This window comes from Streptomyces sp. NPDC059452 (assembly GCF_042750035.1).
GTDB lineage: Bacteria > Actinomycetota > Actinomycetes > Streptomycetales > Streptomycetaceae > Streptomyces.
Window position 1 is genome coordinate 12477 of sequence record NZ_JBHYVE010000015.1, and the last position, 21913, is coordinate 34389.

Annotated in this window: 21 protein-coding genes; 13 read left to right on the top strand and 8 right to left on the bottom strand. The window is 71.7% G+C overall.

The features are described from left to right. Positions 1 to 83: 83 nt before the first annotated feature. The 3 genes from ACFW9Z_RS20395 to ACFW9Z_RS20405 all read right to left on the bottom strand — a co-directional run bounded on the left by ACFW9Z_RS20395 (position 84) and on the right by ACFW9Z_RS20405 (position 3104). A complete protein-coding gene (locus ACFW9Z_RS20395) occupies positions 84 to 899 on the bottom strand; it encodes a DsbA family protein (RefSeq protein WP_384642617.1) in 816 nt (271 codons plus the stop codon). 67 nt (positions 900 to 966) lie between these two features. Continuing rightward, a complete protein-coding gene (locus ACFW9Z_RS20400; RefSeq protein ID WP_384642619.1) occupies positions 967 to 1695 on the bottom strand; it encodes a hypothetical protein in 729 nt (242 codons plus the stop codon). Between the two features lie 83 nt (positions 1696 to 1778). Then, complete coding sequence (locus ACFW9Z_RS20405) at positions 1779 to 3104, bottom strand: DUF2252 domain-containing protein (protein ID WP_384642622.1); 1326 nt, start codon at positions 3102 to 3104, stop codon at positions 1779 to 1781. Between the two features lie 214 nt (positions 3105 to 3318). Here ACFW9Z_RS20405 and dnaE point away from each other — a divergent pair, with 214 nt between their 5' ends. Then, on the top strand, positions 3319 to 6858 hold the full coding sequence (dnaE, locus tag ACFW9Z_RS20410; protein WP_384642625.1) for a DNA polymerase III subunit alpha: 3540 nt from the start codon (positions 3319 to 3321) through the stop codon (positions 6856 to 6858). Between the two features lie 77 nt (positions 6859 to 6935). On the opposite strand, the gene ACFW9Z_RS20415 is transcribed toward dnaE, so the two are convergent. Then, positions 6936 to 7115 carry a hypothetical protein gene (locus ACFW9Z_RS20415; protein WP_019764018.1) on the bottom strand — a complete coding sequence of 60 codons (180 nt, stop codon included), beginning with the start codon at positions 7113 to 7115 and terminating at the stop codon, positions 6936 to 6938. Positions 7116 to 7442: 327 nt separating this feature from the next. Between ACFW9Z_RS20415 and ACFW9Z_RS20420 the strand changes: the two genes are divergently transcribed. The 4 genes from ACFW9Z_RS20420 (at position 7443) to ACFW9Z_RS20435 (ending at position 11607) form a co-directional block, all read left to right on the top strand. Further along, positions 7443 to 8711: an NYN domain-containing protein gene (locus ACFW9Z_RS20420; protein ID WP_384642629.1), complete on the top strand. Its 1269-nt coding sequence runs from the start codon at positions 7443 to 7445 to the stop codon at positions 8709 to 8711. Positions 8712 to 8841: 130 nt separating this feature from the next. Next, positions 8842 to 9825, top strand: a complete 984-nt coding sequence (locus ACFW9Z_RS20425) for an ABC transporter ATP-binding protein (protein WP_384643057.1) — start codon at positions 8842 to 8844, stop codon at positions 9823 to 9825. 172 nt (positions 9826 to 9997) lie between these two features. After that, complete coding sequence (locus ACFW9Z_RS20430; protein WP_384642632.1) at positions 9998 to 10843, top strand: ABC transporter permease; 846 nt, start codon at positions 9998 to 10000, stop codon at positions 10841 to 10843. 86 nt (positions 10844 to 10929) lie between these two features. Further along, on the top strand, positions 10930 to 11607 hold the full coding sequence (locus ACFW9Z_RS20435; protein WP_384642635.1) for an ABC transporter permease: 678 nt from the start codon (positions 10930 to 10932) through the stop codon (positions 11605 to 11607). A 79-nt stretch (positions 11608 to 11686) separates the two neighbouring features. On the opposite strand, the gene ybaK is transcribed toward ACFW9Z_RS20435, so the two are convergent. The 4 genes from ybaK to ACFW9Z_RS20455 all read right to left on the bottom strand — a co-directional run bounded on the left by ybaK (position 11687) and on the right by ACFW9Z_RS20455 (position 15838). Beyond that, the gene (gene ybaK, locus ACFW9Z_RS20440; protein WP_384642638.1) at positions 11687 to 12187 is read right to left on the bottom strand and encodes a Cys-tRNA(Pro) deacylase; all 501 of its coding nucleotides are present in this window, start codon (positions 12185 to 12187) and stop codon (positions 11687 to 11689) included. 17 nt (positions 12188 to 12204) lie between these two features. Next, positions 12205 to 12969, bottom strand: coding sequence for an LON peptidase substrate-binding domain-containing protein (locus ACFW9Z_RS20445; protein ID WP_384642641.1), 765 nt, complete (start codon positions 12967 to 12969; stop codon positions 12205 to 12207). 5 nt (positions 12970 to 12974) lie between these two features. Beyond that, positions 12975 to 14015, bottom strand: a complete 1041-nt coding sequence (locus ACFW9Z_RS20450; protein ID WP_384642644.1) for a hypothetical protein — start codon at positions 14013 to 14015, stop codon at positions 12975 to 12977. A gap of 221 nt (positions 14016 to 14236) precedes the next feature. Further along, positions 14237 to 15838: an oxidoreductase gene (locus tag ACFW9Z_RS20455; RefSeq protein ID WP_384642646.1), complete on the bottom strand. Its 1602-nt coding sequence runs from the start codon at positions 15836 to 15838 to the stop codon at positions 14237 to 14239. 194 nt (positions 15839 to 16032) lie between these two features. On the opposite strand from ACFW9Z_RS20455, the gene hisD reads away from it, so the two are divergent. Genes hisD through hisF form a run of 8 tightly spaced genes read left to right on the top strand, consistent with a single transcriptional unit; the run spans position 16033 to position 21898 of the window. Continuing rightward, on the top strand, positions 16033 to 17355 hold the full coding sequence (gene hisD / locus ACFW9Z_RS20460; RefSeq protein ID WP_384642649.1) for a histidinol dehydrogenase: 1323 nt from the start codon (positions 16033 to 16035) through the stop codon (positions 17353 to 17355). Beyond that, positions 17352 to 18602: a histidinol-phosphate transaminase gene (locus ACFW9Z_RS20465; RefSeq protein ID WP_384642652.1), complete on the top strand. Its 1251-nt coding sequence runs from the start codon at positions 17352 to 17354 to the stop codon at positions 18600 to 18602. The genes hisD and ACFW9Z_RS20465 overlap by 4 nt, the downstream gene beginning before the upstream one ends. Continuing rightward, the gene (hisB, locus tag ACFW9Z_RS20470; protein WP_015607963.1) at positions 18599 to 19195 is read left to right on the top strand and encodes an imidazoleglycerol-phosphate dehydratase HisB; all 597 of its coding nucleotides are present in this window, start codon (positions 18599 to 18601) and stop codon (positions 19193 to 19195) included. The genes ACFW9Z_RS20465 and hisB overlap by 4 nt, the downstream gene beginning before the upstream one ends. Continuing rightward, positions 19192 to 19359: a hypothetical protein gene (locus tag ACFW9Z_RS20475; protein ID WP_003969742.1), complete on the top strand. Its 168-nt coding sequence runs from the start codon at positions 19192 to 19194 to the stop codon at positions 19357 to 19359. The genes hisB and ACFW9Z_RS20475 overlap by 4 nt, the downstream gene beginning before the upstream one ends. Before the next feature lie 10 nt (positions 19360 to 19369). Further along, a complete protein-coding gene (gene hisH / locus ACFW9Z_RS20480) occupies positions 19370 to 20011 on the top strand; it encodes an imidazole glycerol phosphate synthase subunit HisH (RefSeq protein WP_384642656.1) in 642 nt (213 codons plus the stop codon). Then, complete coding sequence (gene priA / locus ACFW9Z_RS20485; protein WP_084745404.1) at positions 20011 to 20736, top strand: bifunctional 1-(5-phosphoribosyl)-5-((5-phosphoribosylamino)methylideneamino)imidazole-4-carboxamide isomerase/phosphoribosylanthranilate isomerase PriA; 726 nt, start codon at positions 20011 to 20013, stop codon at positions 20734 to 20736. Before hisH ends, priA begins: the two co-directional genes overlap by 1 nt. Then, on the top strand, positions 20733 to 21146 hold the full coding sequence (locus ACFW9Z_RS20490; protein ID WP_384642659.1) for a RidA family protein: 414 nt from the start codon (positions 20733 to 20735) through the stop codon (positions 21144 to 21146). Before priA ends, ACFW9Z_RS20490 begins: the two co-directional genes overlap by 4 nt. Further along, entirely contained in the window at positions 21143 to 21898 is a 756-nt protein-coding gene (hisF, locus tag ACFW9Z_RS20495; RefSeq protein ID WP_384642662.1) for an imidazole glycerol phosphate synthase subunit HisF, read from the top strand. Before ACFW9Z_RS20490 ends, hisF begins: the two co-directional genes overlap by 4 nt. Positions 21899 to 21913 lie beyond the last annotated feature (15 nt).

Here is a 21913-nt window from a genome sequence, read left to right on the forward strand (position 1 = left end):
CCGTCGACGGCCGCCTGGCCTCGGCCGCCCCGGCCCCGGCCGCCTCGGCTCCTGCCGCCCCGGCCCCGGCCGCCCCGGAGGCGTTACGCCTTCAGCGCCTTGTCGACCGCCGCCCTGAACTCGCCCGCCGTCATCGGGGCGTTGTCGGTGCCCTCGGTCGTGACCTTCTTGCCGTCCATCTTCAGCGTCGGCGTGCCCTCGACATCGCTCTTGCTGAACGCCTCGGACATCTTCATCGCCCAGGCGTCGTACGTGCCGTCCTCGACGTCCTTCTGGAAGGCCTTGTTCCCCTTCAGGGCGTCCACCGAGTCCGCGATCTCGATCAGGTAGCTGTCCTTGGCGAACTTGTCCTGGCTCTCCTCCGGGTGGAACTCCGCGGAGTACAGCGCGGCCTTGTAGTCCATGAAGGCCTCGGGGCTCACGTTCAGCGCCGCGCCGAGCGCGCTCAGGGCGTTCTTGGAGCCCTCGCCGTTGTCGATGTTGTCGATGAAGGTCGCACCGACGTACTGGACCTTGTACTTGCCGTCCTCGACGTCCTTGGCCAGGGTCTCGCCGACACCCTGCTCGAACGTGGCGCAGACCGGGCAGCGCGAGTCCTCGTACAGCTCCAGGGTCTTCTTCGCGTCGGACTTGCCGATCACCACGGTGGTGCCGTTCTCGCCCGAGGTGTTCTTCGGCGCGCTGACGTTCTTCGCGTCGGCGGCCGCGTCCCAGGCGCTGGGCTTGTTCAGCTGCATCACGCCGTAGCTGACCCCGCCGACGACGGCGATGGCGGCGACGACCGAGACCGCGACGACGAGCTGCTTGCGCGTCCGGTCCTTCTTCGCCTGGCGCTCGCGCTCGGCGCGCAGCCGCTCACGGGCCGCTGCCTTGTTCTCCTGGGTGTTGCGCTTGCTCATGGTTCGTTCTCCGTGAATGCGTGGGGAGTGGAAGAGGTGCTGCTGCTCCGCGTCGGCCGCCCTGCCCTCAGGCAGCGGCGCACGCCGTGAGCGGCGGCCCTCTCCGTCCCACGGAGTGCACGAGGAGACGGGCCGGGAAGAGCGGGTGCGCGCGCCCGGCGGCCCGGGGGAGACCGGCCGTGGACCGGATCGCCCCGCGCACCACGGCGACCGCGACCAGCAGCGGCCGGAACGCCACCAGCGCCGCCGCCCGCAGCAGCCCCGCCAGGGCCGCCTCCCCGTGCCGCAGCCAGGCGGCGGCGAGCAGGCCGACGGCCACATGGGCGGCCAGCAGCAGCCACGGCACGGCCGGACCGGGCTGGGCCAGCAGGGCCGCCGCGCGGTCGCCCGCACCGGCCACCCCGGCGAGCGGGGTGCCCACCGTGCCCACACCCGCGAGCTGCGCCCCGGCCGCGCCCACCTCACCGCCCCCGCACAGCACGTCGAGGCCCACGGAGCGCAGGGGCCCCGCGATGGGCCCGCCCGCCGCCCCGTAACAGAGGTGCTGGCCCGTCGTGAAGAGCGTGTCGGCGGCCAGCTCCAGCGGGACGAGGAGCCCCGCGATCGCGCCGAAGCCGCGCTCCCGGCCGGCCAGCGCGTACGCCACGGCGAAGACGGCGGCGGCGAGCACCGCGACCGCGGTCAGCGGCAGCGGGACCCCGGAGAGCAGCACATGGGACGCCGTGGACAGGGTGACGGCGAGCGCGGCGAAAAGCGCCGCGCGCGCCACCCTGAACTGCGTACCTGAGATGTCCATCGCCGGAAAGTGTGTCATGTGGGGAGGTAAGCGGACCTTAAAAGAGGCTGAGAGTCGCACAGCCCCCAACCGGGCGTGAGCGCCTACAGCCCCGGGATGCGGCCGTTGCGGAAGAGGTCCACGAAGATCTGGTGGTCCGCACGGGCCCTGGCCCCGTAACTGTGGGCGAACTCCACCAGCAGCTCGCCGAACCCCTCCTCGTCGGCCGCGATGGCCGCGTCGATCGCCCGCTCCGTGGAGAACGGCACCAGCGAGTGCCCGCTCTCGTCGTCCGCCGCCGCGTGCATGGTGGCCGTCGCCCGGCCCAGATCGGCGACGACCGCCGCGATCTCGTCCACCTCGTCGATCTCGGACCAGTCCAGGTCGACCGCGTACGGCGAGACCTCGGCGACCAGCTGGCCCGCCCCGTCCAGCTCGGTCCAGCCCAGCCACGGGTCCGCGTGCGCCTGGAGCGCCCGCTGCGAGATCACCGTGCGGTGGCCCTCGTGCTGGAAGTAGTCCCGCACGGCGGCGTCCGTGATGTGCCGGGAGACCGCCGGGGTCTGCGCCTGCTTGAGGTAGATCACCACATCGTTCTCCAGGGCGTCGCTGTTGCCCTCCAGGAGGATGTTGTACGAGGGCAGCCCGGCGGAGCCGATGCCGATGCCCCGGCGGCCCACCACGTCCTTGACCCGGTAGGAGTCCGGGCGGGTCAGGCTCGACTCCGGCAGCGTCTCCAGATAGCCGTCGAACGCGGCGAGCACCTTGTACCGCGTGGCGGCGTCCAGGTCGATCGCGCCGCCGCCGTCGGCGAACCGGCGCTCGAAGTCCCGGATCACGGTCATCGAGTCCAGCAGCGAGAAGCGGGTCAGCGAGCGGGCGGCCCGCAGCGCGTCCAGCAGCGGCCCCTCGGCGGTGTCCAGCGTGAAGGGCGGCACCTCGTCGTTCTTCGCGCCTGTGGCCAGTGCGTGGATCCGCTCCCGGTAGGCCGCGGCGAAGATCCGGACCAGCTCGGTGATCTGCTCGTCGGCCAGCGCCTTGGCGTACCCGATCAGCGCCACGGAGGCGGCGAAGCGCTTCAGGTCCCAGGTGAAGGGGCCCACGTACGCCTCGTCGAAGTCGTTGACGTTGAAGACGAGACGGCCGTTGGCGTCCATATAGGTGCCGAAGTTCTCCGCGTGCAGATCACCGTGGATCCAGACCCGGCCGGTGCGCTCGTCCAGATACGGGCCGCCGCGCTGCTCGCGCTCCAGGTCGGTGTAGAACAGGCAGGCCGTGCCCCGGTAGAAGGCGAAGGCCGACCCCGCCATCTTGCGGAACTTGACCCGGAAGGCGGCCGGATCGGCGGCCAGCAGCTCCCCGAAGGCGGTGTCGAAAACGGCGAGAATCTGCTCCCCGCGCTGCGTTGCGCCGGTCTGCGTTTCCGACATCTCTTGCTGCCTCCTGCTGTAGCTGGCGTGGCCGGCCGGACCGAAGGAGCACGCGACCGGCGATTGACGGCGGTCATGACAAAACGGACACGTGTCCCGCCCTCTACAACGCTCGGCGGAAGCCGGGAGTGCCCGTCGTCCGACTCCATCACGACGTAGACTTCCACGCTGTCCCCCCGCCCGTCATCGCCCGACTTCCCGGAGGCCCGACGCCGTGACCAAGCCGCCCTTCACGCACCTGCACGTGCACACCCAGTACTCGCTGCTGGACGGTGCGGCGCGGCTCAAGGACATGTTCGAGGCGTGCAACGAGATGGGCATGTCGCACATCGCGATGACCGACCACGGCAACCTCCACGGGGCCTACGACTTCTTCCACTCGGCGACGAAGGCGGGCGTCACGCCGATCATCGGCATCGAGGCGTACGTGGCCCCGGAGTCGCGCAAGCACAAGCGCAAGGTGCAGTGGGGACAGCCGCACCAGAAGCGCGACGACGTGTCCGGATCCGGTGGTTACACCCACAAGACGATCTGGGCGGCGAACAAGACCGGGCTGCACAACCTCTTCCGGCTCTCCTCGGACGCGTACGCCGAGGGCTGGCTCCAGAAGTGGCCCCGCATGGACAAGGAGACCATCGCCCAGTGGTCCGAGGGGCTGATCGCCTCCACCGGCTGCCCCTCCGGCGAGGTGCAGACCCGGCTCCGGCTCGGCCAGTTCGACGAGGCGGTCCAGGCGGCCTCCGACTACAAGGACATCTTCGGGGCGGACAAGTACTTCCTGGAGCTGATGGACCACGGCATCGAGATCGAGCGCCGGGTCCGTGACGGGCTGCTGGAGATCGGCAGGAAGCTCGACATCCCGCCGCTGGTCACCAACGACTCCCACTACACGTACGCGCACGAGGCCACCGCCCACGACGCCCTCCTCTGCATCCAGACCGGCAAGAACCTCTCCGACCCGGACCGCTTCCGCTTCGACGGCACCGGCTACTACCTGAAGACGACGGACGAGATGTACGCCGTCGACTCCTCCGACGCCTGGCAGCAGGGGTGCGCCAACACCCTGCTGGTCGCCCAGCAGATCGACACGACCGGCATGTTCGAGGCGAAGAACCTCATGCCGAAGTTCGAGATCCCGGACGGCTTCACGGAGGTCACCTGGTTCCAGGAGGAGGTCCGCAACGGGATGAAGCGCCGCTTCCCGGCGGGCGTCCCCGAGGACCGGCAGAAGCAGGTCGAGTACGAGATGGACATCATCATCCAGATGGGGTTCCCGGGGTACTTCCTGGTCGTCGCCGACTTCATCATGTGGGCCAAGAACAACGGCATCGCGGTGGGACCCGGCCGTGGTTCGGCGGCCGGTTCGATCGTGGCGTACGCGATGGGCATCACCGACCTCGACCCGATCGAGCACGGGCTGATCTTCGAGCGGTTCCTCAACCCCGAGCGCGTCTCCATGCCCGATGTCGACATCGACTTCGACGAGCGTCGGCGCGTCGAGGTGATCCGGTACGTGACCGAGAAGTACGGCGCCGACAAGGTCGCCATGATCGGCACCTACGGCAAGATCAAGGCCAAGAACGCCATCAAGGACTCGGCCCGGGTGCTGGGCTACCCGTACGCCATGGGCGACCGCCTCACCAAGGCGATGCCCGCCGACGTCCTCGGCAAGGGCATCGACCTCAACGGCATCACCGACCCCAAGCACCCGCGCTACAGCGAGGCGGGCGAGATCCGGGGGATGTACGAGAACGAGCCGGACGTCAAGAAGGTCATCGACACGGCAAAGGGCGTCGAGGGCCTGGTCCGGCAGATGGGCGTCCACGCCGCCGGCGTCATCATGTCCAGCGAACCGATCGTCGACCACGCCCCGGTCTGGGTCCGGCACACCGACGGCGTCACCATCACGCAGTGGGACTACCCGCAGTGCGAGTCGCTCGGCCTGCTGAAGATGGACTTCCTCGGCCTGCGCAACCTGACGATCATGGACGACGCCATCAAGATGGTGAAGTCCAACAAGGGCATCGACCTGGAGATGCTCGCCCTGCCGCTGGACGACCCCAAGACGTACGAACTGCTCTGCCGCGGTGACACGCTCGGCGTCTTCCAGTTCGACGGCGGGCCGATGCGCTCCCTGCTCCGCCAGATGCAGCCCGACAACTTCGAGGACATCTCCGCCGTCTCGGCCCTCTACCGGCCGGGCCCGATGGGCATGAACTCGCACACGAACTACGCGGAACGCAAGAACGGCCGCCAGGAGATCACCCCGATCCACCCGGAGCTGGAGGAGCCTCTGAAGGAGGTCCTCGGCCTCACCTACGGCCTGATCGTCTACCAGGAGCAGGTCCAGAAGGCCGCCCAGATCGTCGCCGGGTACTCGCTCGGCGAGGCTGACATCCTGCGCCGCGTGATGGGCAAGAAGAAGCCCGAGGAGCTGGCCAAGAACTTCGTCCTCTTCGAGAAGGGCGCCAAGGAGAAGGGCTTCTCCGACGCGGCGATCAAGGCGCTGTGGGACGTCCTGGTGCCGTTCGCCGGGTACGCGTTCAACAAGGCGCACTCCTCGGCGTACGGCCTGGTCACCTACTGGACCGCCTACCTCAAGGCGAACTACCCCGCCGAGTACATGGCCGCCCTGCTGACCTCGGTCAAGGACGACAAGGACAAGTCCGCGGTCTACCTCAACGAGTGCCGCCGCATGGGCATCAAGGTGCTGCCGCCCAACGTCAACGAGTCGCTGTCCAACTTCGCCGCCCAGGGCGACGACGTGATCCTCTTCGGCCTGACCGCCATCCGCAACGTCGGCCAGAACGTCGTGGACTCGATCATCCGCTCCCGCAAGGCCAAGGGGAAGTACAGCACCTTCCCCGACTTCCTCGACAAGGTCGAGGCGGTCGTCTGCAACAAGCGGACCGTCGAATCGCTGATCAAGGCCGGAGCCTTCGACGAGATGGGCCACACCCGCAAGGGCCTGGTCGCCCACCACGAGCCGATGATCGACAACGTGGTCCAGGTCAAGCGCAAGGAGGCCGAGGGCCAGTTCGACCTCTTCGGCGGCATGGGCGAGGAGGAGAGCGACGAGCCGGGCTTCGGGCTCGACGTGGAGTTCTCCGACATCGAGTGGGAGAAGGCCTACCTGCTCGCCCAGGAGCGCGAGATGCTCGGCCTGTACGTCTCCGACCACCCGCTCTTCGGCCTGGAGCACGTCCTCTCCGACAAGGCCGACGCCTCGATCTCCCAGCTCATGGGCGGCGACTACAGCGACGGCTCGATCGTCACCGTCGGCGGCATCATCTCCGGCCTCCAGCGCAAGATGACCAAGCAGGGCAACGCCTGGGCCATCGCCACCGTGGAGGACCTCGCGGGCTCCATCGAGTGCATGTTCTTCCCCGCCACCTACCAGCTGGTCTCCACCCAGCTCGTCGAGGACACCGTCGTCTTCGTCAAGGGCCGCCTCGACAAGCGCGAGGACGTGCCCCGGCTGGTCGCCATGGAGATGCAGGTTCCCGACATCTCCAACGCAGGGACCAACGCGCCGGTCGTCCTCACCATCCCCACCGTGAAGATCACCCCGCCGATGGTCACCCGGCTCGGCGAGGTGCTCAGCCACCACCGGGGCGACACCGAGGTACGCATCAGGCTCCAGGGCCCCCGCAAGACCACCGTGCTCCGCCTGGACCGGCACCGGGTCAAGCCCGACCCGGCCCTCTTCGGCGACCTGAAGGTGCTGCTCGGCCCGTCCTGCCTGGCCGGCTGAGCAGGGAGAGACGACGAGAGGGGCGTCCCGCAGGTGCGGGACGCCCCTCTCGTGCATGACCGCGAGCGGCCGACGCGTCAGTTGTGGCCGAAGCGCCGCTGGTGCTTGCGCGCCACGTCGGACGGGCTGCCCTGGGCCTGCGTCTGCGGCTGGGTCTGCGACTCGTACGCCGTCGACTTGGCCTGCTCGGCGCTGCGCTCCGAGGCGGACGCGCGATCGTGCTGGCTGCCCTGCTTGCGGTTCTTGTTCTTCGCCATGGTGAATGCCTCCTGTGGGGAATCCTGGGGGGCCAGGACCATCGTCAGACTCACATAGCCCCACAAACAGTGCATGTTGGATCATTACCGTGCGTAGTGGTATCCGCGGTGGCCCGGTCGTCGGCCCGGCTCCGGGCCCGTCCGCCCGTCCCGTGTCCGGCCGCCCGCGCCGGACCTTTTCCGCCCCTTTCCCGATTCGCCACGCCGATGATCCAGTTCCGGCCGTCAACCCTTGCGCGGTCGGGCAGACTCGAAGGAAACCCTGGGTAAGCGGACCCGGTCATCGAGGGGCGGGCCGCTGAACCGTTCCCGAATTCCTGGAAGAGGGTGGAACGCGTGGACCGTTGCGTCGTCCTGGTGGACGCCGGCTACTTGCTGGGCGCAGCCGCGAGTCTGCTGGCCGGAGAGCCCGCCCGTTCCCGTATCACCGTCGACCACGCGGCCCTCATCCAGGGGCTGCGCGAGCGGGCGGAGGCCGATACCCAGCAGCCGCTGCTGAGGATCTACTGGTTCGACGGGGCCCCCGACCGGGTCCCCCAGCCGGAGCACCGCAGACTCCGCGTGATGCCCCGGGTGACCGTACGGCTGGGAGCCCTGACCCGCAGCGACGGACGCTGGGCGCAGAAGGGCGTGGACGCCGCCATGCACGCCGAGCTCACCGAGCTGGCCAGGAACCGGGCCTGTTCCGACGTGGTCCTGGTGACCGGCGACGGCGATCTGCTGCCCGGCCTGATGTCCGCCAAGGAGCACGGGGTCGCCGTCCACCTGTGGGCCGTCCAGGCCGCCGACGGCGACTACAACCAGTCCGAGGACCTGGTCGCCGAGGCGGACGAGCGGCGGGTGCTCGACCGGGCCTGGATCACCAAGGCCGTCCGCGCCAAGGACACCGGCTCCAGCTGCGCCCCGCCGCCCGCCCCGCGCCCCGAGATCGCCGCCATCCTCTCCGCGCCGCTGCCCGAGGCCGCCCTCGCCGCCTCCGCCGAGCGGGCCTCCGAGGCGGCGGCCCAGGCGGCCGCCGCCCGCAACGGCCCCGCCGCACCCGCCGGGACCGGCTCCTCCGCCCCGGCGCCCGCCCCCGGCCACAAGACCGTCCCCACCCCCAAGGACCTCGCCGCACTCCGCGCCCACGCCACCCACCCCGAGCGGACCGCGGCCCAGAACGCCACCCCGGCCAACGCCACCCTGCGCTGGTCCTCCGACAAGGGCTGGATCGAGCGCGGCGGCCCCCTCGGCGAACCGGCCGAGACCGCCTCCCTGCCGACCCTCGCCCAGCTCACCAGCGCCGAACAGCGCTGGGCCGACCGGGAGGAGGACATCACCACCGTCGGCGGCGACCCCTTCGAGGTGGGCCAGGTCTTCGCCCGGCGCTGGATGGAACGCCTTCCGGAGACCGTCCACCTCCAGAAGCTCTCCACCATGTACCCCCGCATCCCGCACCGCATCGACGGCGAACTCCTGCGGTACGCGGCCCGCTTCGGGCTCCTCGCCCACAAGGACGACCAGATCGACGAGCACGACCGCTATGCGATCCGGGCGGGGTTCTGGCGCGAGATCGACGTGCGCGCGGCGGCCGAACACGTGCCCGCCGGGGAATAGGGCCTTTCCCGCGGATCGTGCCGGGCTCCGCGACGCGTGGTGGCCCCGGGCGCGAACCGGGGCATGTGACCCCGTACCCTCGTACCTCGTGAGTACGGGCACAGCACAGGCGCAGAGCGACACCGGCACCGTGTGCGCGGTGCGTGACCTCGTCAAGACCTACCCCGCCGTCCGGGGCCGCCGAGGCGCACCCGCCACCCCCGAGGTGCGCGCCACCGACGGGATCAGCCTCGATGTCGAGCGCGGCGAGATCTTCGGACTGCTCGGCCCCAACGGCGCCGGCAAGTCCACGCTCGTCCGTCAGCTCACCGGGCTGATGCGCCCCGACTCCGGCTCCGTGGAAGTCCTCGGCCACGACCTCGTACGCCACCCCGAGCGGGCCTCCCGGCTGATCGGCTACCTCGGGCAGGAATCCACCGCCCTGGACGAGCTGACCGTCTCCCTGGCCGCCGAGACCACCGGACGGCTGCGCGGGCTCCACGTCCGCGAGGCGCGCGCCGAACGCGACGCCGTATTGGAGGAGCTCGGCCTCACCGAACTGGCCGGGCGGCCCCTGAAGAAGCTCTCCGGCGGTCAGCGCCGGCTCGCCTGCTTCGCCGCCACCCTCGTCGGGGACCGGCCCGTGCTGGTCCTGGACGAGCCCACGACCGGGATGGACCCGGTGGCCCGGCGGGCCGTCTGGGCCGCTGTCGACCGGCGCCGGGCCGAGCGCGGCGCCACGGTCCTGCTGGTCACCCACAACGTCATCGAGGCCGAGACCGTCCTCGACCGGGTCGCCGTCCTGGAGCGCGGCCGGGTCATCGCCTGCGACACCCCCTCCGGGCTCAAGGAGAAGGTGGCCGGGGAGGTCCGCGTCGAGCTCATGTGGCGCGAGCGGGCCCCGCTGGAGGTCCCGGAGGTCGCGGCGCTGCGCGCCCTGGCCCAGGAGTCCGGGCGGCGCTGGGTGCTGCGGCTCGGCCCCGACGAGGCGCGGGCGGCGGTCGCCGCGGTGACGGGCGGCGCGGCCTTCGCCGCGCTCGACGATTTCACCCTGGCCACACCCAGCCTGGAAGATGTGTATCTGGCGCTCGGCGGGGACGCGGCCAATGCGAGCAAAGGGCTGGTGAAGGCGTGAGGATCCATGGACGCGGGCTGCGGGCGCTGAACGGTGTGCGGGCGCTGTACGTAGTCGATGTGCGGGACGTGCTGTGCGTGTGTGAGGTGCGGGACGTGCTGTACGCGAGTGGTGTACGGGACGCGGTGGGCGCGGTGGATGTACTGGACGGGTGTAAGGGGAGCGGCCTCAGGTGACGAGCATCATTCCGGCCCGGACCGCACCGTCGCGTGTCCGGCCCCAGCCCCGCCCCTCCGGCCCCGGTTCCGCCGCGCGGACCGTGCCCGCCCCGCTCGCGCCGCGCGCCCGGCTGCTGCCCTCGCTGGCCGCCGTCTACCGCGCCCAGCTCTCCCGGGCGCGGGTCGCCCGGATCCCCCTGCTCTTCGTGGCGACCTTCCAGTCCGTCGGGATCATGGTCCTGATGCGGGGCGTCGTCGACGGCGGGGCCGAGGCCCGTGCGGTGGTCGCCGGTTCCAGCGTGCTGGTGGTGGCGTTCGTCGCGCTCAACCTGCTCGCCCAGTACTTCGGCCAGCTGCGGGCCGGCGGCGGGCTCGACCACTACGCCACCCTGCCGGTGCCGCCCGCGGCCGTGGTGCTGGGGGCGGCGGCCGCGTACGCCTCGTTCACCGTGCCCGGCGCGGTCTTCACGGCGATCACCGGGAGCGTGCTGTTCCAGCTCCCGCTGACCCATCTGTGGGTCCTGGTCGCCGTCATCCCGCTCTCGGGCGCGGCGCTGGCCGGTCTGGGGGCCGCTCTCGGGCTGCTCGCCCCGCGCCAGGAGCTGGCCACCCTGCTGGGGCAGCTGGGGATGTCCGCCGCCCTCCTCCTCGGCGTACTGCCGGCCGACCGGCTGCCGGGGCCGGTGGGCTGGGCGCGTGACTTGCTGCCCTCGACGTACGGGGTCGAGGCGCTGGCCCGCTCCTTCGACGCCTCTCCGGACTGGGGCATGATCGGCTTCTTCCTCGCGATCTGCGCGGTGGTGGGGGTGCTGTCGCTGGCCGTGGCCACGTGGGCGTACCGGCGGGCGGCCGTACGGTAGGGGCTGGTGCTCGCGTCTGAGGGGGCGCCGTACGCCGGTGGCCCGCCGTGCGCGTGTGTGCGGCGGCCGGTGAGGCGCCGCACAGGGTGGCCTGGCACGATGGCACGGTGACCGCACCTCTGACGCCGCCTCACCAGCCGAACCCCCACGATCCGTGGCAGGCCCCGCCCTCGGGCTCGCACCTCGCGCCCGCGTACGTCTCGCCCGACGACCCGGACACGGCCACGGAGCTCCGTCAGGCCGCCGTGGTCGTCGCGCTCCTGGCGCTGACCGGTATCGCCCTGGGGCTGCTGTGGCTGTGGCTCGCGCCCCGGGTTCCCCTGGTCTCCGACGGCAGCGCCGTCTTCCTGGAGAACAGTGAGGGGGAGGAGGCGATCGGGGCGGCCGGAACGTTTGTGCTGCTGGCGGCCGGGTTCGGCCTGGCGTCGGCGGCGGCCGTCTTCTGGCGGCTGCGGCGCGGTGGTGTCTTCGTGGTGGTGGGTCTCGCGCTGGGCGGGGTGCTCGGCTCGCTGGTGGCCTGGCGGGTCGGGGTCTGGCTGGGGCCGTCCTCCGACGTGGTGGCCCGGGCGCGGGAGGTGGGCAAGGGGGTGGCCTTCGACGCCCCGCTGGAGCTGCATGGGGTGGCGGCGGCGGTGCTGGTGTGGTCGATCGTGGCGATGGGTGCGCATCTGGCGCTGACCGGGGTGTTCGGGCCTCGGGAGGCTGAGCCGGAGTGGGGTGGGGCGGGGTGGTCGACGTCTGACGGGGGGCCGGGGGCGTCCTAGCGGTGCGGGTGGGGCGCCTGCGGCGGGCTGTTCCCCTACCCGCCCCTTCCCGAAACCGGGGCAGCGCCCCCGGAAGGGGCTACGCCGGCCGGCCGATCTCCGCGAACACCGCCCCCGTCAGCCCTGCCAGATCCGTCGCCGACAGCTCCACCTCCAGGCCCCGCCGCCCCGCCGACACGCACACCGTCGCGTGCGACCGGGCCGACGCGTCCAGCACCGTACGCAGGCGCTTGCGCTGGCCCAGGGGGGAGATGCCGCCGCGCACATAGCCCGTGGTGCGTTCCGCGGCCGCCGGGTCCGCCATCGTGGCGCGTTTGCCGCCCACCGCGGCGGCCAGGGCCTTGAGGTCCAGGGAGCCCGCCACCGGGACGACCGCGACCGTCAGTTCGCCGTCCACGTCCGCGACCAGGGTCTTGAAGACCCGGTCGGGGGAGACGCCCAGGGCCTCGGCGGCCTCCTCGCCGTAGGAGGGGGAGGCCGGGTCGTGGTCGTACGCGTGGACCGTGAAGGCGGTGCCCGCCGCGGTCAGGGCGACCGTGGCGGGGGTGGAGCCCGGCTGCTTCTTCGGCTTCTTCGCCACCGGTACGGAGTCCTCGTTCAGTTGGGGTGGGTGGGGGCGCGGGTCAGGTCGGGGGCGGGCAGCGACGGGAGGTGGCGGATGACCGCGGTCTCCCGGCGCAGCAGCGTCAGCTCCTCGCGCAGGCGGGTGGCGGTGTCCGGGGCCTGGAGGAGGCGCTGCTTGGTGGGGATGTCCAGGACCGTGGCCGCCGCGACCAGGTAGGAGACGACGGAGGGGTCGTCGGGGAGTTCGGAGCTCGTGGCGAGGGAGCGCTCGTTCGCTCCGGCCAGCCGCTTCTGGTAGGCGCGGAAGGCCCGCAGGACGCCCTCGGCCAGGGCTCCGGCCTCGTCGGCCTCGTCCTCCGCGAGGGGCTCCTCGGCCACCTCCTCGACCTCGGCGCTCAGATACGGGCCGCTCGCGTCGATGGAGAGCAGCCTGACCCGGGTGGTGCCGGTGGCCAGGACCTCGAAGCTGCCGTCCGCACGCTCGCGGATGGTCGCCGCGTCGGCCACGCAGCCGACCCGGTGGAAGGTCTGGATCGGGTCGGGGCCGAAGCCCTCGGCGGGGGCGCGTTCGGCGGGGGGTGCGGAGGCGACGGGGTCCGGCATGCCGGTGCCCGTCACCGCGGTCTCGCGGCCGTCGCGGATGGCGACCACGACGAAGCGGCGAGGTTCGTCCTCGTCGCTCTTCAGCAGCTCCCGCATCATGGCGCGATACCGCTCCTCGAAGACGTTGAGCGGCAGCACGAGGCCGGGGAACAGCACCACGTTGAGCGGGAACAGGGGAAGACGGGCGGTGGTCACAGCGCTCAAGCGTAATGGCCACGCGGACGGCCGCGGTCGGCCCGGCCGCGCAAGGGGGTCATGGCGGCCACCTGGAGCCGTGCGCCGTCCCGGGCGTCGAGGAATCGGCCCAGCGCGTCGTCGGAGACCGAGGACCACGGGAACGACGTCGCGTGCAGCCCGATCAGCGTGAACTGGTCCAGCGCCTCGGCCCAGCGGCCCCGGGCGAGGAGGACGTACGCGAGCAGGTTGCGGACCTCGGCGGGCCACGGGTCGCCGGGCCGGTAGGCGGCCGAGAGCCGGATGGCCGCGTCGGCCGCCGCGTCGATCCGCTCCTCCAGTACGGAGGCGGCCCGGACCGGCGCCTGGGCGTCCAGGAGGAGGGCGAAGGCCGCCCGGACCGGCAGGGCCTGCACCAGCGAGTCGGGTACGGCGTCCTCGGCGGCCCGCTCGGCGAAGTCGAAGCACTCGCGGTGCGAGCCGTACCAGGCGGCGGAGAGGTAGCGCAGGGCCGCCACATGGCAGCCGTAGTGGTGCGCGGAGCGCCGTATGGCCTGCTCCCACAACGACTCGAAGGCGGTGTGCGTGGCGTGGGTGCCCCGGGCGTGGTCCAAGGCGAGCCGCCACGGCACCGGGTCGCGCGGGTCCGCCTGGGCGGCCGCGCTGATCATCGGGCCCACCTCGTGGAGCCGTTCCGCGCGGGCGGGCGACTCCCAGGCCCGGCGGACCGCGAGCTCCGCCTTGACCAGCAGGGCGTCGGGGTCGCGCGGGGCGGCGGCCAGCCAGTGGGCGAGCCAGCCGTCCCGATGCCGGGCGAAGGTGACGAGCCGGCCGAGATAGCGGTCGCGGTTCTCCCAGTCGGCGGTGTCACGGGTGGCGGCGAGCAGCTCGGCGGCCGGTTCGTGGTCGCCCAGGGCGGCGGCCACCAGCGCCGGGGAGAGCCGCTCGTCGGGGGCGTCGAGCAGCACGGCGTCATCCGCGGGCAGTCCGGCGGACAGCGGAGGGCTGTACCGGATCATGCGCGCGGTGCTGAGCAGAGCGCGAAGGAAGGCCATGGTGCAGACCATTGAAAAGCGCTGGTGAGGGCCGCGCCAGGGGTGCGCTGTGAAGCTTCTGTGGCGAGTGAATGGGTTGTACAGGGGCGGGTCAAGAACGGGCAAAGGAAATGTTCGCCGATGGCTTGAAAGTGACCCTGTGGATGTGCTGTCGGTGGGGTCGCAGCCGTCCGGTGGAAGCCTCGGATGCGCCGGTCCTGGGCATCCGCACCCGGTTCCATCTGCTCTTTCGGTCAGCCCCGCCGCAGCAGCCGGGAGGCTCCTGCGGCCACCGTCGTGGCCAATATCCACCCCACGAGCACCAGAGCGGCCGCCGCCCACTGCCAGCCGCCCTCCATCCGCCAATATCCGTCCTGGCCGAGGTTGATCACCGGGATGAGAAGGTCCAGCGCGTAGAGCGCGGGGTTCCACAGCGGGGACTCGTCGTCCTTGATCGGCGCCGGGAAGTACTGCGAGAAGGCCGCCGTCCCCGCCGCCCACAGCACCGCCATCCACACCGCCGCCCGCCCCGGCCGGTACCCGTACGCCACCGTCCAGTCCTGGAGGAACCCCCACGCCTTCGCGGCGGGCGGCAGCGTCTCCCGGCGGCGCCGCTGCTTGGCCAGCAGCACCTCCCGCGCGTCCGCGTCCTCGCCGCTGCCGCGCAGCACCGTCGCGAGGCGCTCGTACGGCTCGGGGACGTACTCCGGGGTCGCCGCGAGCACCCACTCCAGCCGCCGCGAGAGCGGGAAGTGGCCGTACGGGACGAGGTTCTCGTAGACGAAGCCGCCCATCGCCAGGCCCCCGGGCCCCGGCCAGCTGGTGGACAGGTCGATCAGGGTCACCACCTTCGCGCCGTTCAGCACGACCCGGCCCTCCTCCGGGCGCTCCGCGTTGAACCGCAGCTCCGGCGTGACGATCCGGCGCAGCGACAGCTCCTCCTGCCGGGTCATCGTGAACCGGGCCTTGTGCAGGTCCACCGCGTCCCCGAACCGCCCGTCGTCCAGCCGCACCCCGCCCTTGCACTCGAAGATCTGCGACCGGGTCCCGCGCGCCGGGGTCGGGGCGTAGACCACGCCGTACGGGGGAGTCGTGCCCTGGTTCCCCGTCTCGACGCTCACCCACGCCTCGGTCATGTAGAGCGTGCGCTCCACCGTCAGCTGCGGAGCGTTCAGCGCGCGCCGGTCCTCCGCCGCCCGCAGATGGCTGCCGCGCAGGCTCAGCGAACCGCCCACCTTCGCCCCGCGCAGGCTCAGCTCCCCGTGCGTCTCGATCATCTCGGCCTGGAGGTCCTGGGCCACCGCCATACCGTCCCCGACGAACGCCCGGCCGTGCCGGTCGGGCCCCACGCTGAGCTGGTTGATCAGCAGGTCCGTGCCGATCTGCGCGTCGGTGAGCCGGATGCCCCGGTCGATCCGGCAGCGCGGCAGATGCAGATCGCCCTCCGTGTGCAGCCGGGCCGCCTCCAGCCGGGGCAGCAGGCAGCCCACCATCCGTAACGTCGTGAAGTGGCACTCCGGGAGGACCACCTCCTGCTCGAAGCGGCACCCCGTCAGCTCCACGTACGGAGCCACCCGGCCGCCCGCCAGGTCCAGCTTCCCGGTGATCCGCACCCCCCGGAGCTTGAGCGCCGCCACCCGGCCGGGCCGCGCCGGCGGCCCGCTCAGCAGCAGCCGCGCCACCGTGCGCGCCCCGACACTCCGCTCGGGGCCCCAGGTGTGCTGGGCGAACGGATCGTTGCGGGTGGAGTCGTAGGTGCGTAAGTCGTAGGTGGTCCCGTTGCGGAAGGACTGCCACATGCCCAGCTCCGCTGCGCTGAGGCCGTCCGGGATGTCCCCTTCGTGCGGCTCGGTCACTGCCGCTCCCTCCGTGCACACATGCCGTAGTGCTGTTCTTCCCTCTGTGTGACGGTGTGAAAGCTATCGGTCACCAGTGACAGTCGCGCCCGGCCGGACTTGGCCGAGACAGGTACTGGCCGGGCGGGCCGGGATATGTATCAGCCAGTGATACGGGCGACCGGCGGGCCTGAGCCGTCTGCGAGAATTGCGGTGTGATCTCTCGAATCGATCTGCGCGGTGACGCCCTCCCCGAGGGCGCCGCCCTGCGCGACCTGCTGCCCCGTGCCGAGTTCGACGTGGAAGCCGCCCTGGAGACGGTGCGGCCCATCTGCGAGGACGTACGCCATCGTGGCTCCGCGGCAGTGATCGAGTGGGGGGAGAAGTTCGACGGTGTCCGGATCGCGTCGGTCCGGGTGCCCGCCGAGGCGCTGACGAAGGCGCTGGAGGAGCTGGACCCGGCCGTCCGGGCAGCGCTGGAGGAGTCGATCCGCCGCGCCCGCCTCGTCCACCGCGAGCAGCGCCGCACCACGCACACCACCCAGGTCGTTCCCGGCGGCACCGTCACCGAGAAGTGGGTTCCCGTCGAGCGCGTCGGGCTCTACGTCCCCGGCGGCCGCTCGGTCTACCCCTCCTCCGTCGTGATGAACGTCGTCCCGGCCCAGGAGGCGGGCGTCGAGGGCATCGCGGTGGCCTCCCCGCCGCAGAAGGACTTCGACGGGCTGCCGCACCCCACGATCCTCGCCGCCTGCGCCCTGCTCGGCGTGGACGAGGTGTACGCGGCGGGCGGCGCCCAGGCCGTCGCGATGTTCGCGTACGGCACCGAGGACTGTCTCCCGGTCAACCTGGTCACCGGCCCCGGCAACATCTACGTGGCCGCCGCCAAGCGCCTCCTCAAGGGCCGCATCGGCATCGACGCCGAGGCCGGGCCCACCGAGATCGCGATCCTCGCCGACTCCGGCGCCGACCCGGTGCACGTGGCCGCCGACCTGATCAGCCAGGCCGAGCACGACCCGATGGCCGCCGCCGTCCTGGTCACCGACTCCGCGGAGCTGGCCGCCGCCACCGAGGCCGAGCTGGCCCCGCAGGTCGCCGCCACCAAGCACATCAAGGACCGCATCGAGCCCGCCCTCGCCGGGCGCCAGTCCGCGATCGTCCTGGTCTCCTCCATCGAGGACGGCCTCAAGGTCGTCGACGCGTACGGTGCCGAGCACCTGGAGATCCAGACCGCCGACGCGGCCGCCGTCGCCGACCGGGTCCGCAACGCCGGAGCGATCTTCGTCGGCCCCTGGTCGCCGGTCTCGCTCGGCGACTACTGCGCGGGCTCCAACCACGTCCTGCCCACCGGCGGCTGCGCCTGCCACTCCTCGGGCCTCTCCGTGCAGTCCTTCCTGCGCGGCATCCACATCGTCGACTACACCCGCGACGCGCTCGCCGAGGTCACCCACCACGTGGTGACCCTCGCCGAGGCGGAGGACCTGCCCGCCCACGGCGCGGCCCTCAAGGCACGGTTCGGCTGGAAGGTTCCGCAGCAGTGACGAACGACAGCACCACCCGCGAGCCCGCAGACGCGGATGTGAACGACAGCACCACGCCCCGCAAGCCCGCGGACGCGAACGGCAGCACCACCCCCCGTAACGCCGAGGCCGGGAACGCAGGGAACGCCGGGAACGAGCCCCGCAACCCCTGGGACGAGCTCCCCATCCGCGACGAACTGCGCGGCCAGTCCCCGTACGGAGCCCCCCAGCTCGACGTCCCCGTACGCCTCAACACCAACGAGAACCCCTACCCGCTCCCCGAAGCCGTCGTCGACCGCATCGCCGAGCGGGTCCGCGAGGCCGCCCGCGACCTCAACCGCTACCCCGACCGGGACGCCGTCGAGCTCCGTACCGAGCTGGCCCGCTACCTCACCCGCACCGCCGGGCACGAGGTGACGGCGGCCCACGTCTGGGCGGCCAACGGCTCCAACGAGGTCCTCCAGCAGCTGCTCCAGACCTTCGGCGGGCCCGGCCGCACCGCGATCGGCTTCGAACCCTCGTACTCGATGCACGCCCTGATCTCGCGCGGCACCGGCACCGGCTGGATCTCCGGACCGCGCTCGGCGGACTTCACCATCGACGTGGCAGCCGCCCGCGCCGCCATCGCCGAGCACCGGCCCGAGGTCGTCTTCATCACCTCGCCCAACAACCCCACCGGCACCGCGGTGAACGCCGACACCGTCCTCGCCCTGTACGACGCCGCCCAGGCCGCCGGGCCCTCGATCGTCATCGTCGACGAGGCGTACGGCGAGTTCAGCCACCGCCCCTCGCTGCTGCCGCTGATCGAGGGCCGCCGCAACCTGATCGTCTCCCGGACCATGTCCAAGGCGTTCGGCGCCGCCGGGCTGCGCCTTGGCTACCTCGCCGCCGACCCGGCCGTGGTCGACGCGGTCCAGCTGGTGCGGCTGCCGTACCACCTCTCCTCCGTCACCCAGGCCACCGCGCTCGCGGCCCTGGAGCACACCGATACGCTGCTGGGGTACGTCGCACGGCTCAAGGACGAGCGCGACCGGCTGGTGGCCGAGCTGCGCGCCATCGGCTACGAGGTCACCGATTCGGACGCCAACTTCGTCCAGTTCGGCCGCTTCGACGACAGCCACGCCGTCTGGCGGCGGATCCTCGACCGGGGCGTCCTGGTCCGGGACAACGGCGTACCGGGATGGCTGCGGGTCACCGCGGGAACCCCGGCAGAGAACGACGCGTTCCTCGATGCGGTACGCGAACTCAAGAAGGAGCACGACGCATGAGCCCCCGCGTAGGCCGCGTGGAACGCACCACGAAGGAAACGTCCGTGCTCGTCGAGATCAACCTCGACGGCACCGGAAAGGTCGATGTCGCCACCGGGGTCGGCTTCTACGACCACATGCTCGACCAGCTCGGCCGCCACGGCCTCTTCGACCTCACGGTCAAGACCGAGGGCGACCTGCACATCGACAGCCACCACACCATCGAGGACACCGCGCTCGCGCTCGGCGCCGCCTTCAAGCAGGCCCTCGGCGACAAGGTCGGCATCTACCGCTTCGGCAACTGCACCGTCCCGCTGGACGAGTCGCTCGCCCAGGTCACCGTCGACCTCTCCGGCCGCCCCTACCTCGTGCACACCGAGCCCGAGAAGATGGCGCCGATGATCGGCGAGTACGACACGACGATGACCCGGCACATCCTGGAGTCCTTCGTCGCGCAGGCACAGATCGCCCTGCACGTCCACGTGCCGTACGGGCGCAACGCCCACCACATCGTGGAGTGCCAGTTCAAGGCCCTCGCCCGCGCCCTGCGCTACGCCTCCGAGCACGACCCGCGCGCCGCCGGCATCCTGCCCTCCACGAAGGGCGCCCTGTGACCGGCCTCAACACCATCCTGATCGTCGTCGGCCTCTTCCTGGCCGGCGGCGTCTACTCCTTCGCCAAGCAGGGGATGCCCAAGGGCGTCATCGTGCTGCTGTCGATCGGCTCCGTGATGTGCCTGGTGGCGGGCATCCTGCGGATCCAGGGCCTGTGGGACTGAGGGGCACGCTGTGACTGACACGAAAAAGGTCGTCGTCTTCGACTACGGCTTCGGCAACGTCCGCTCCGCCGAGCGGGCCCTCGCCCACGTCGGCGCGGACGTCGAGATCACCCGCGACTACGACCGCGCGATGAACGCCGACGGGCTGCTCGTCCCCGGCGTCGGCGCGTTCTCCGCCTGCATGGATGGGCTGAAGCGGGCCCGCGGCGACTGGATCGTGGGCCGCAGGCTCTCCGGCGGCCGCCCCGTGATGGGCATCTGCGTCGGGATGCAGATCCTGTTCGAGAAGGGCATCGAGCACGGTGTGGAGACCGAGGGCCTGGACGAGTGGCCCGGTACGGTCGGCCCCCTGAAGGCCGACGTCGTCCCGCACATGGGCTGGAACACCGTCGAGGCCCCCGAGGACTCCCGGCTCTTCGCGGGCCTGGACGCCGACGCCCGCTACTACTTCGTGCACTCGTACGCGGCGCACGACTGGTCCCTCGAAGTGACCAACGCCAAGATCCGTGCCCCCAAGGTCACTTGGGCCACGCACGGCGAACGGTTCGTGGCCGCCGTGGAGAACGGCGCGCTGTGGGCCACCCAGTTCCACCCCGAGAAGTCCGGCGATGCCGGCGCCCAGCTGCTGACCAACTGGATCGAGACGCTGTAATGCCGAAGCTTGAACTGCTCCCCGCCGTCGATGTCCGCGACGGCCAGGCCGTCCGCCTCGTGCACGGCGAGTCCGGCTCCGAGACCTCCTACGGCTCCCCGCTGGAGGCCGCCCTCGCCTGGCAGAGCGCCGGTGCCGAGTGGCTGCACCTCGTCGACCTGGACGCCGCCTTCGGCACCGGGGACAACCGGGAGCTGATCGCCGAGGTCGCCGGGGCCATGGACATCAAGGTCGAGCTCTCCGGCGGCATCCGCGACGACGCCTCGCTCGCCGCCGCCCTCGCCACCGGCTGCCGCCGCGTCAACCTCGGCACGGCCGCCCTGGAGACCCCGGAGTGGGTCGCCAAGGTCATCGCCGAACACGGCGACAAGATCGCCGTCGGCCTCGACGTACGCGGCACCACCCTGCGCGGCCGGGGCTGGACCCGCGACGGCGGCGACCTCTACGAGACGCTGGCCCGCCTCGACGCCGAGGGCTGCGCGCGGTACGTCGTCACCGACATCGCCAAGGACGGCACCCTCCAGGGCCCGAACCTGGGCCTCCTGCGGGACGTCTGCGCGGTCACCGACCGTCCGGTCGTCGCCTCCGGCGGTGTCTCCTCCCTGGACGACCTCCGCGCGATCTCCCTCCTCGTCCCCGAAGGCGTCGAGGGCGCGATCGTCGGCAAGGCGCTGTACGCGAAGGCGTTCACGCTGGAAGAGGCGCTGAAGGCGGTCGCCGTATGACGGACGCCACCGCTTCGGACTCCGTACGCCGGATCTCCACCGGCGCCCCCTGGGAGGAGAAGTTCGGCTACTCCCGCGCGGTCGAGCTCCCGGGCGGCCTCGTCCTGGTGGCCGGCTGCACCTCCGTGGTGAACGGCCAGATCTCCGCCGGCTCCCCGTACGAGCAGACGATCACCGCCTTCGACGTCGCGTTCGCGGCGCTGGAGCAGGTGGGCCTCGGCCGTGAGGACGTCGTCCGTACCCGGATGTACATCACGCACGCCCGGGACGTGGACGATGTCGGCCGCGCCCACAAGGAGCTGTTCGACGCCGTACGCCCCGCCGCCTCCATGATCATCGTGTCCGGGTTCGTCGACCCGAGCCTGGTCGTCGAGGTCGAGGTAGAGGCCTACCGGGGAGGCTCCCGATGACTCTCGCCGTACGGGTCATCCCCTGCCTGGACGTCGACAACGGCCGGGTCGTCAAGGGCGTCAACTTCCAGAACCTGCGCGATGCGGGCGACCCCGTCGAGATGGCCAAGCTGTACGACGCCGAGGGCGCCGACGAACTGACCTTCCTCGACATCACCGCCTCCAGCGGCGACCGCGAGACCACGTACGACGTGGTCCGCCGCACCGCCGAGCAGGTCTTCATCCCGCTCACCGTCGGCGGCGGCGTCCGCACCCCCGACGACGTGGACAAGCTGCTGCGCGCCGGGGCGGACAAGGTCGGCGTCAACACCGCCGCCATCGCCCGCCCCGACCTCATCCGCGAGATCGCCGAGCGCTTCGGCCGCCAGGTCCTGGTGCTCTCGGTCGACGCCCGCCGCACCCCGGACGGCACCTTCGAGGTCACCACGCACGGCGGCCGCAAGGGCACCGGCATCGACGCCGTCGAGTGGGCGCACCGGGCCGCCGAGCTGGGCGCGGGCGAGATCCTGCTCAACTCGATGGACGCGGACGGCACGAAGGACGGCTACGACACGGAGATGATCGAGGCGGTACGGAGGCACGTCACCGTCCCCGTCATCGCCTCCGGCGGCGCGGGCCGCCTCGCCGACTTCGCCCCGGCGATCGAGGCGGGCGCGGACGCGGTGCTGGCCGCGTCGGTGTTCCACTTCGGCGACCTGCGGATCTCCGAGGTGAAGGACGCGCTGCGGGAAGCGGGACACCCGGTCCGCTGAGACCGGGCCGGGGCG

What these genes read in the sequence shown, in the direction of transcription:
- ACFW9Z_RS20405 (WP_384642622.1), bottom strand. Translation starts at nt 3,104, where the DNA reads ATGTCGGAAACGCAGACCGGCGCAACGCAGCGCGGGGAGCAGATTCTC.
- ACFW9Z_RS20400 (WP_384642619.1), bottom strand. Translation starts at nt 1,695, where the DNA reads ATGGACATCTCAGGTACGCAGTTCAGGGTGGCGCGCGCGGCGCTTTTC.
- priA (WP_084745404.1), top strand. Translation starts at nt 20,011, where the DNA reads ATGCCGAAGCTTGAACTGCTCCCCGCCGTCGATGTCCGCGACGGCCAG.
- ACFW9Z_RS20490 (WP_384642659.1), top strand. Translation starts at nt 20,733, where the DNA reads ATGACGGACGCCACCGCTTCGGACTCCGTACGCCGGATCTCCACCGGC.
- ACFW9Z_RS20415 (WP_019764018.1), bottom strand. Translation starts at nt 7,115, where the DNA reads ATGGCGAAGAACAAGAACCGCAAGCAGGGCAGCCAGCACGATCGCGCG.
- ACFW9Z_RS20395 (WP_384642617.1), bottom strand. Translation starts at nt 899, where the DNA reads ATGAGCAAGCGCAACACCCAGGAGAACAAGGCAGCGGCCCGTGAGCGG.
- hisF (WP_384642662.1), top strand. Translation starts at nt 21,143, where the DNA reads ATGACTCTCGCCGTACGGGTCATCCCCTGCCTGGACGTCGACAACGGC.
- hisB (WP_015607963.1), top strand. Translation starts at nt 18,599, where the DNA reads ATGAGCCCCCGCGTAGGCCGCGTGGAACGCACCACGAAGGAAACGTCC.
- ACFW9Z_RS20450 (WP_384642644.1), bottom strand. Translation starts at nt 14,015, where the DNA reads ATGGTCTGCACCATGGCCTTCCTTCGCGCTCTGCTCAGCACCGCGCGC.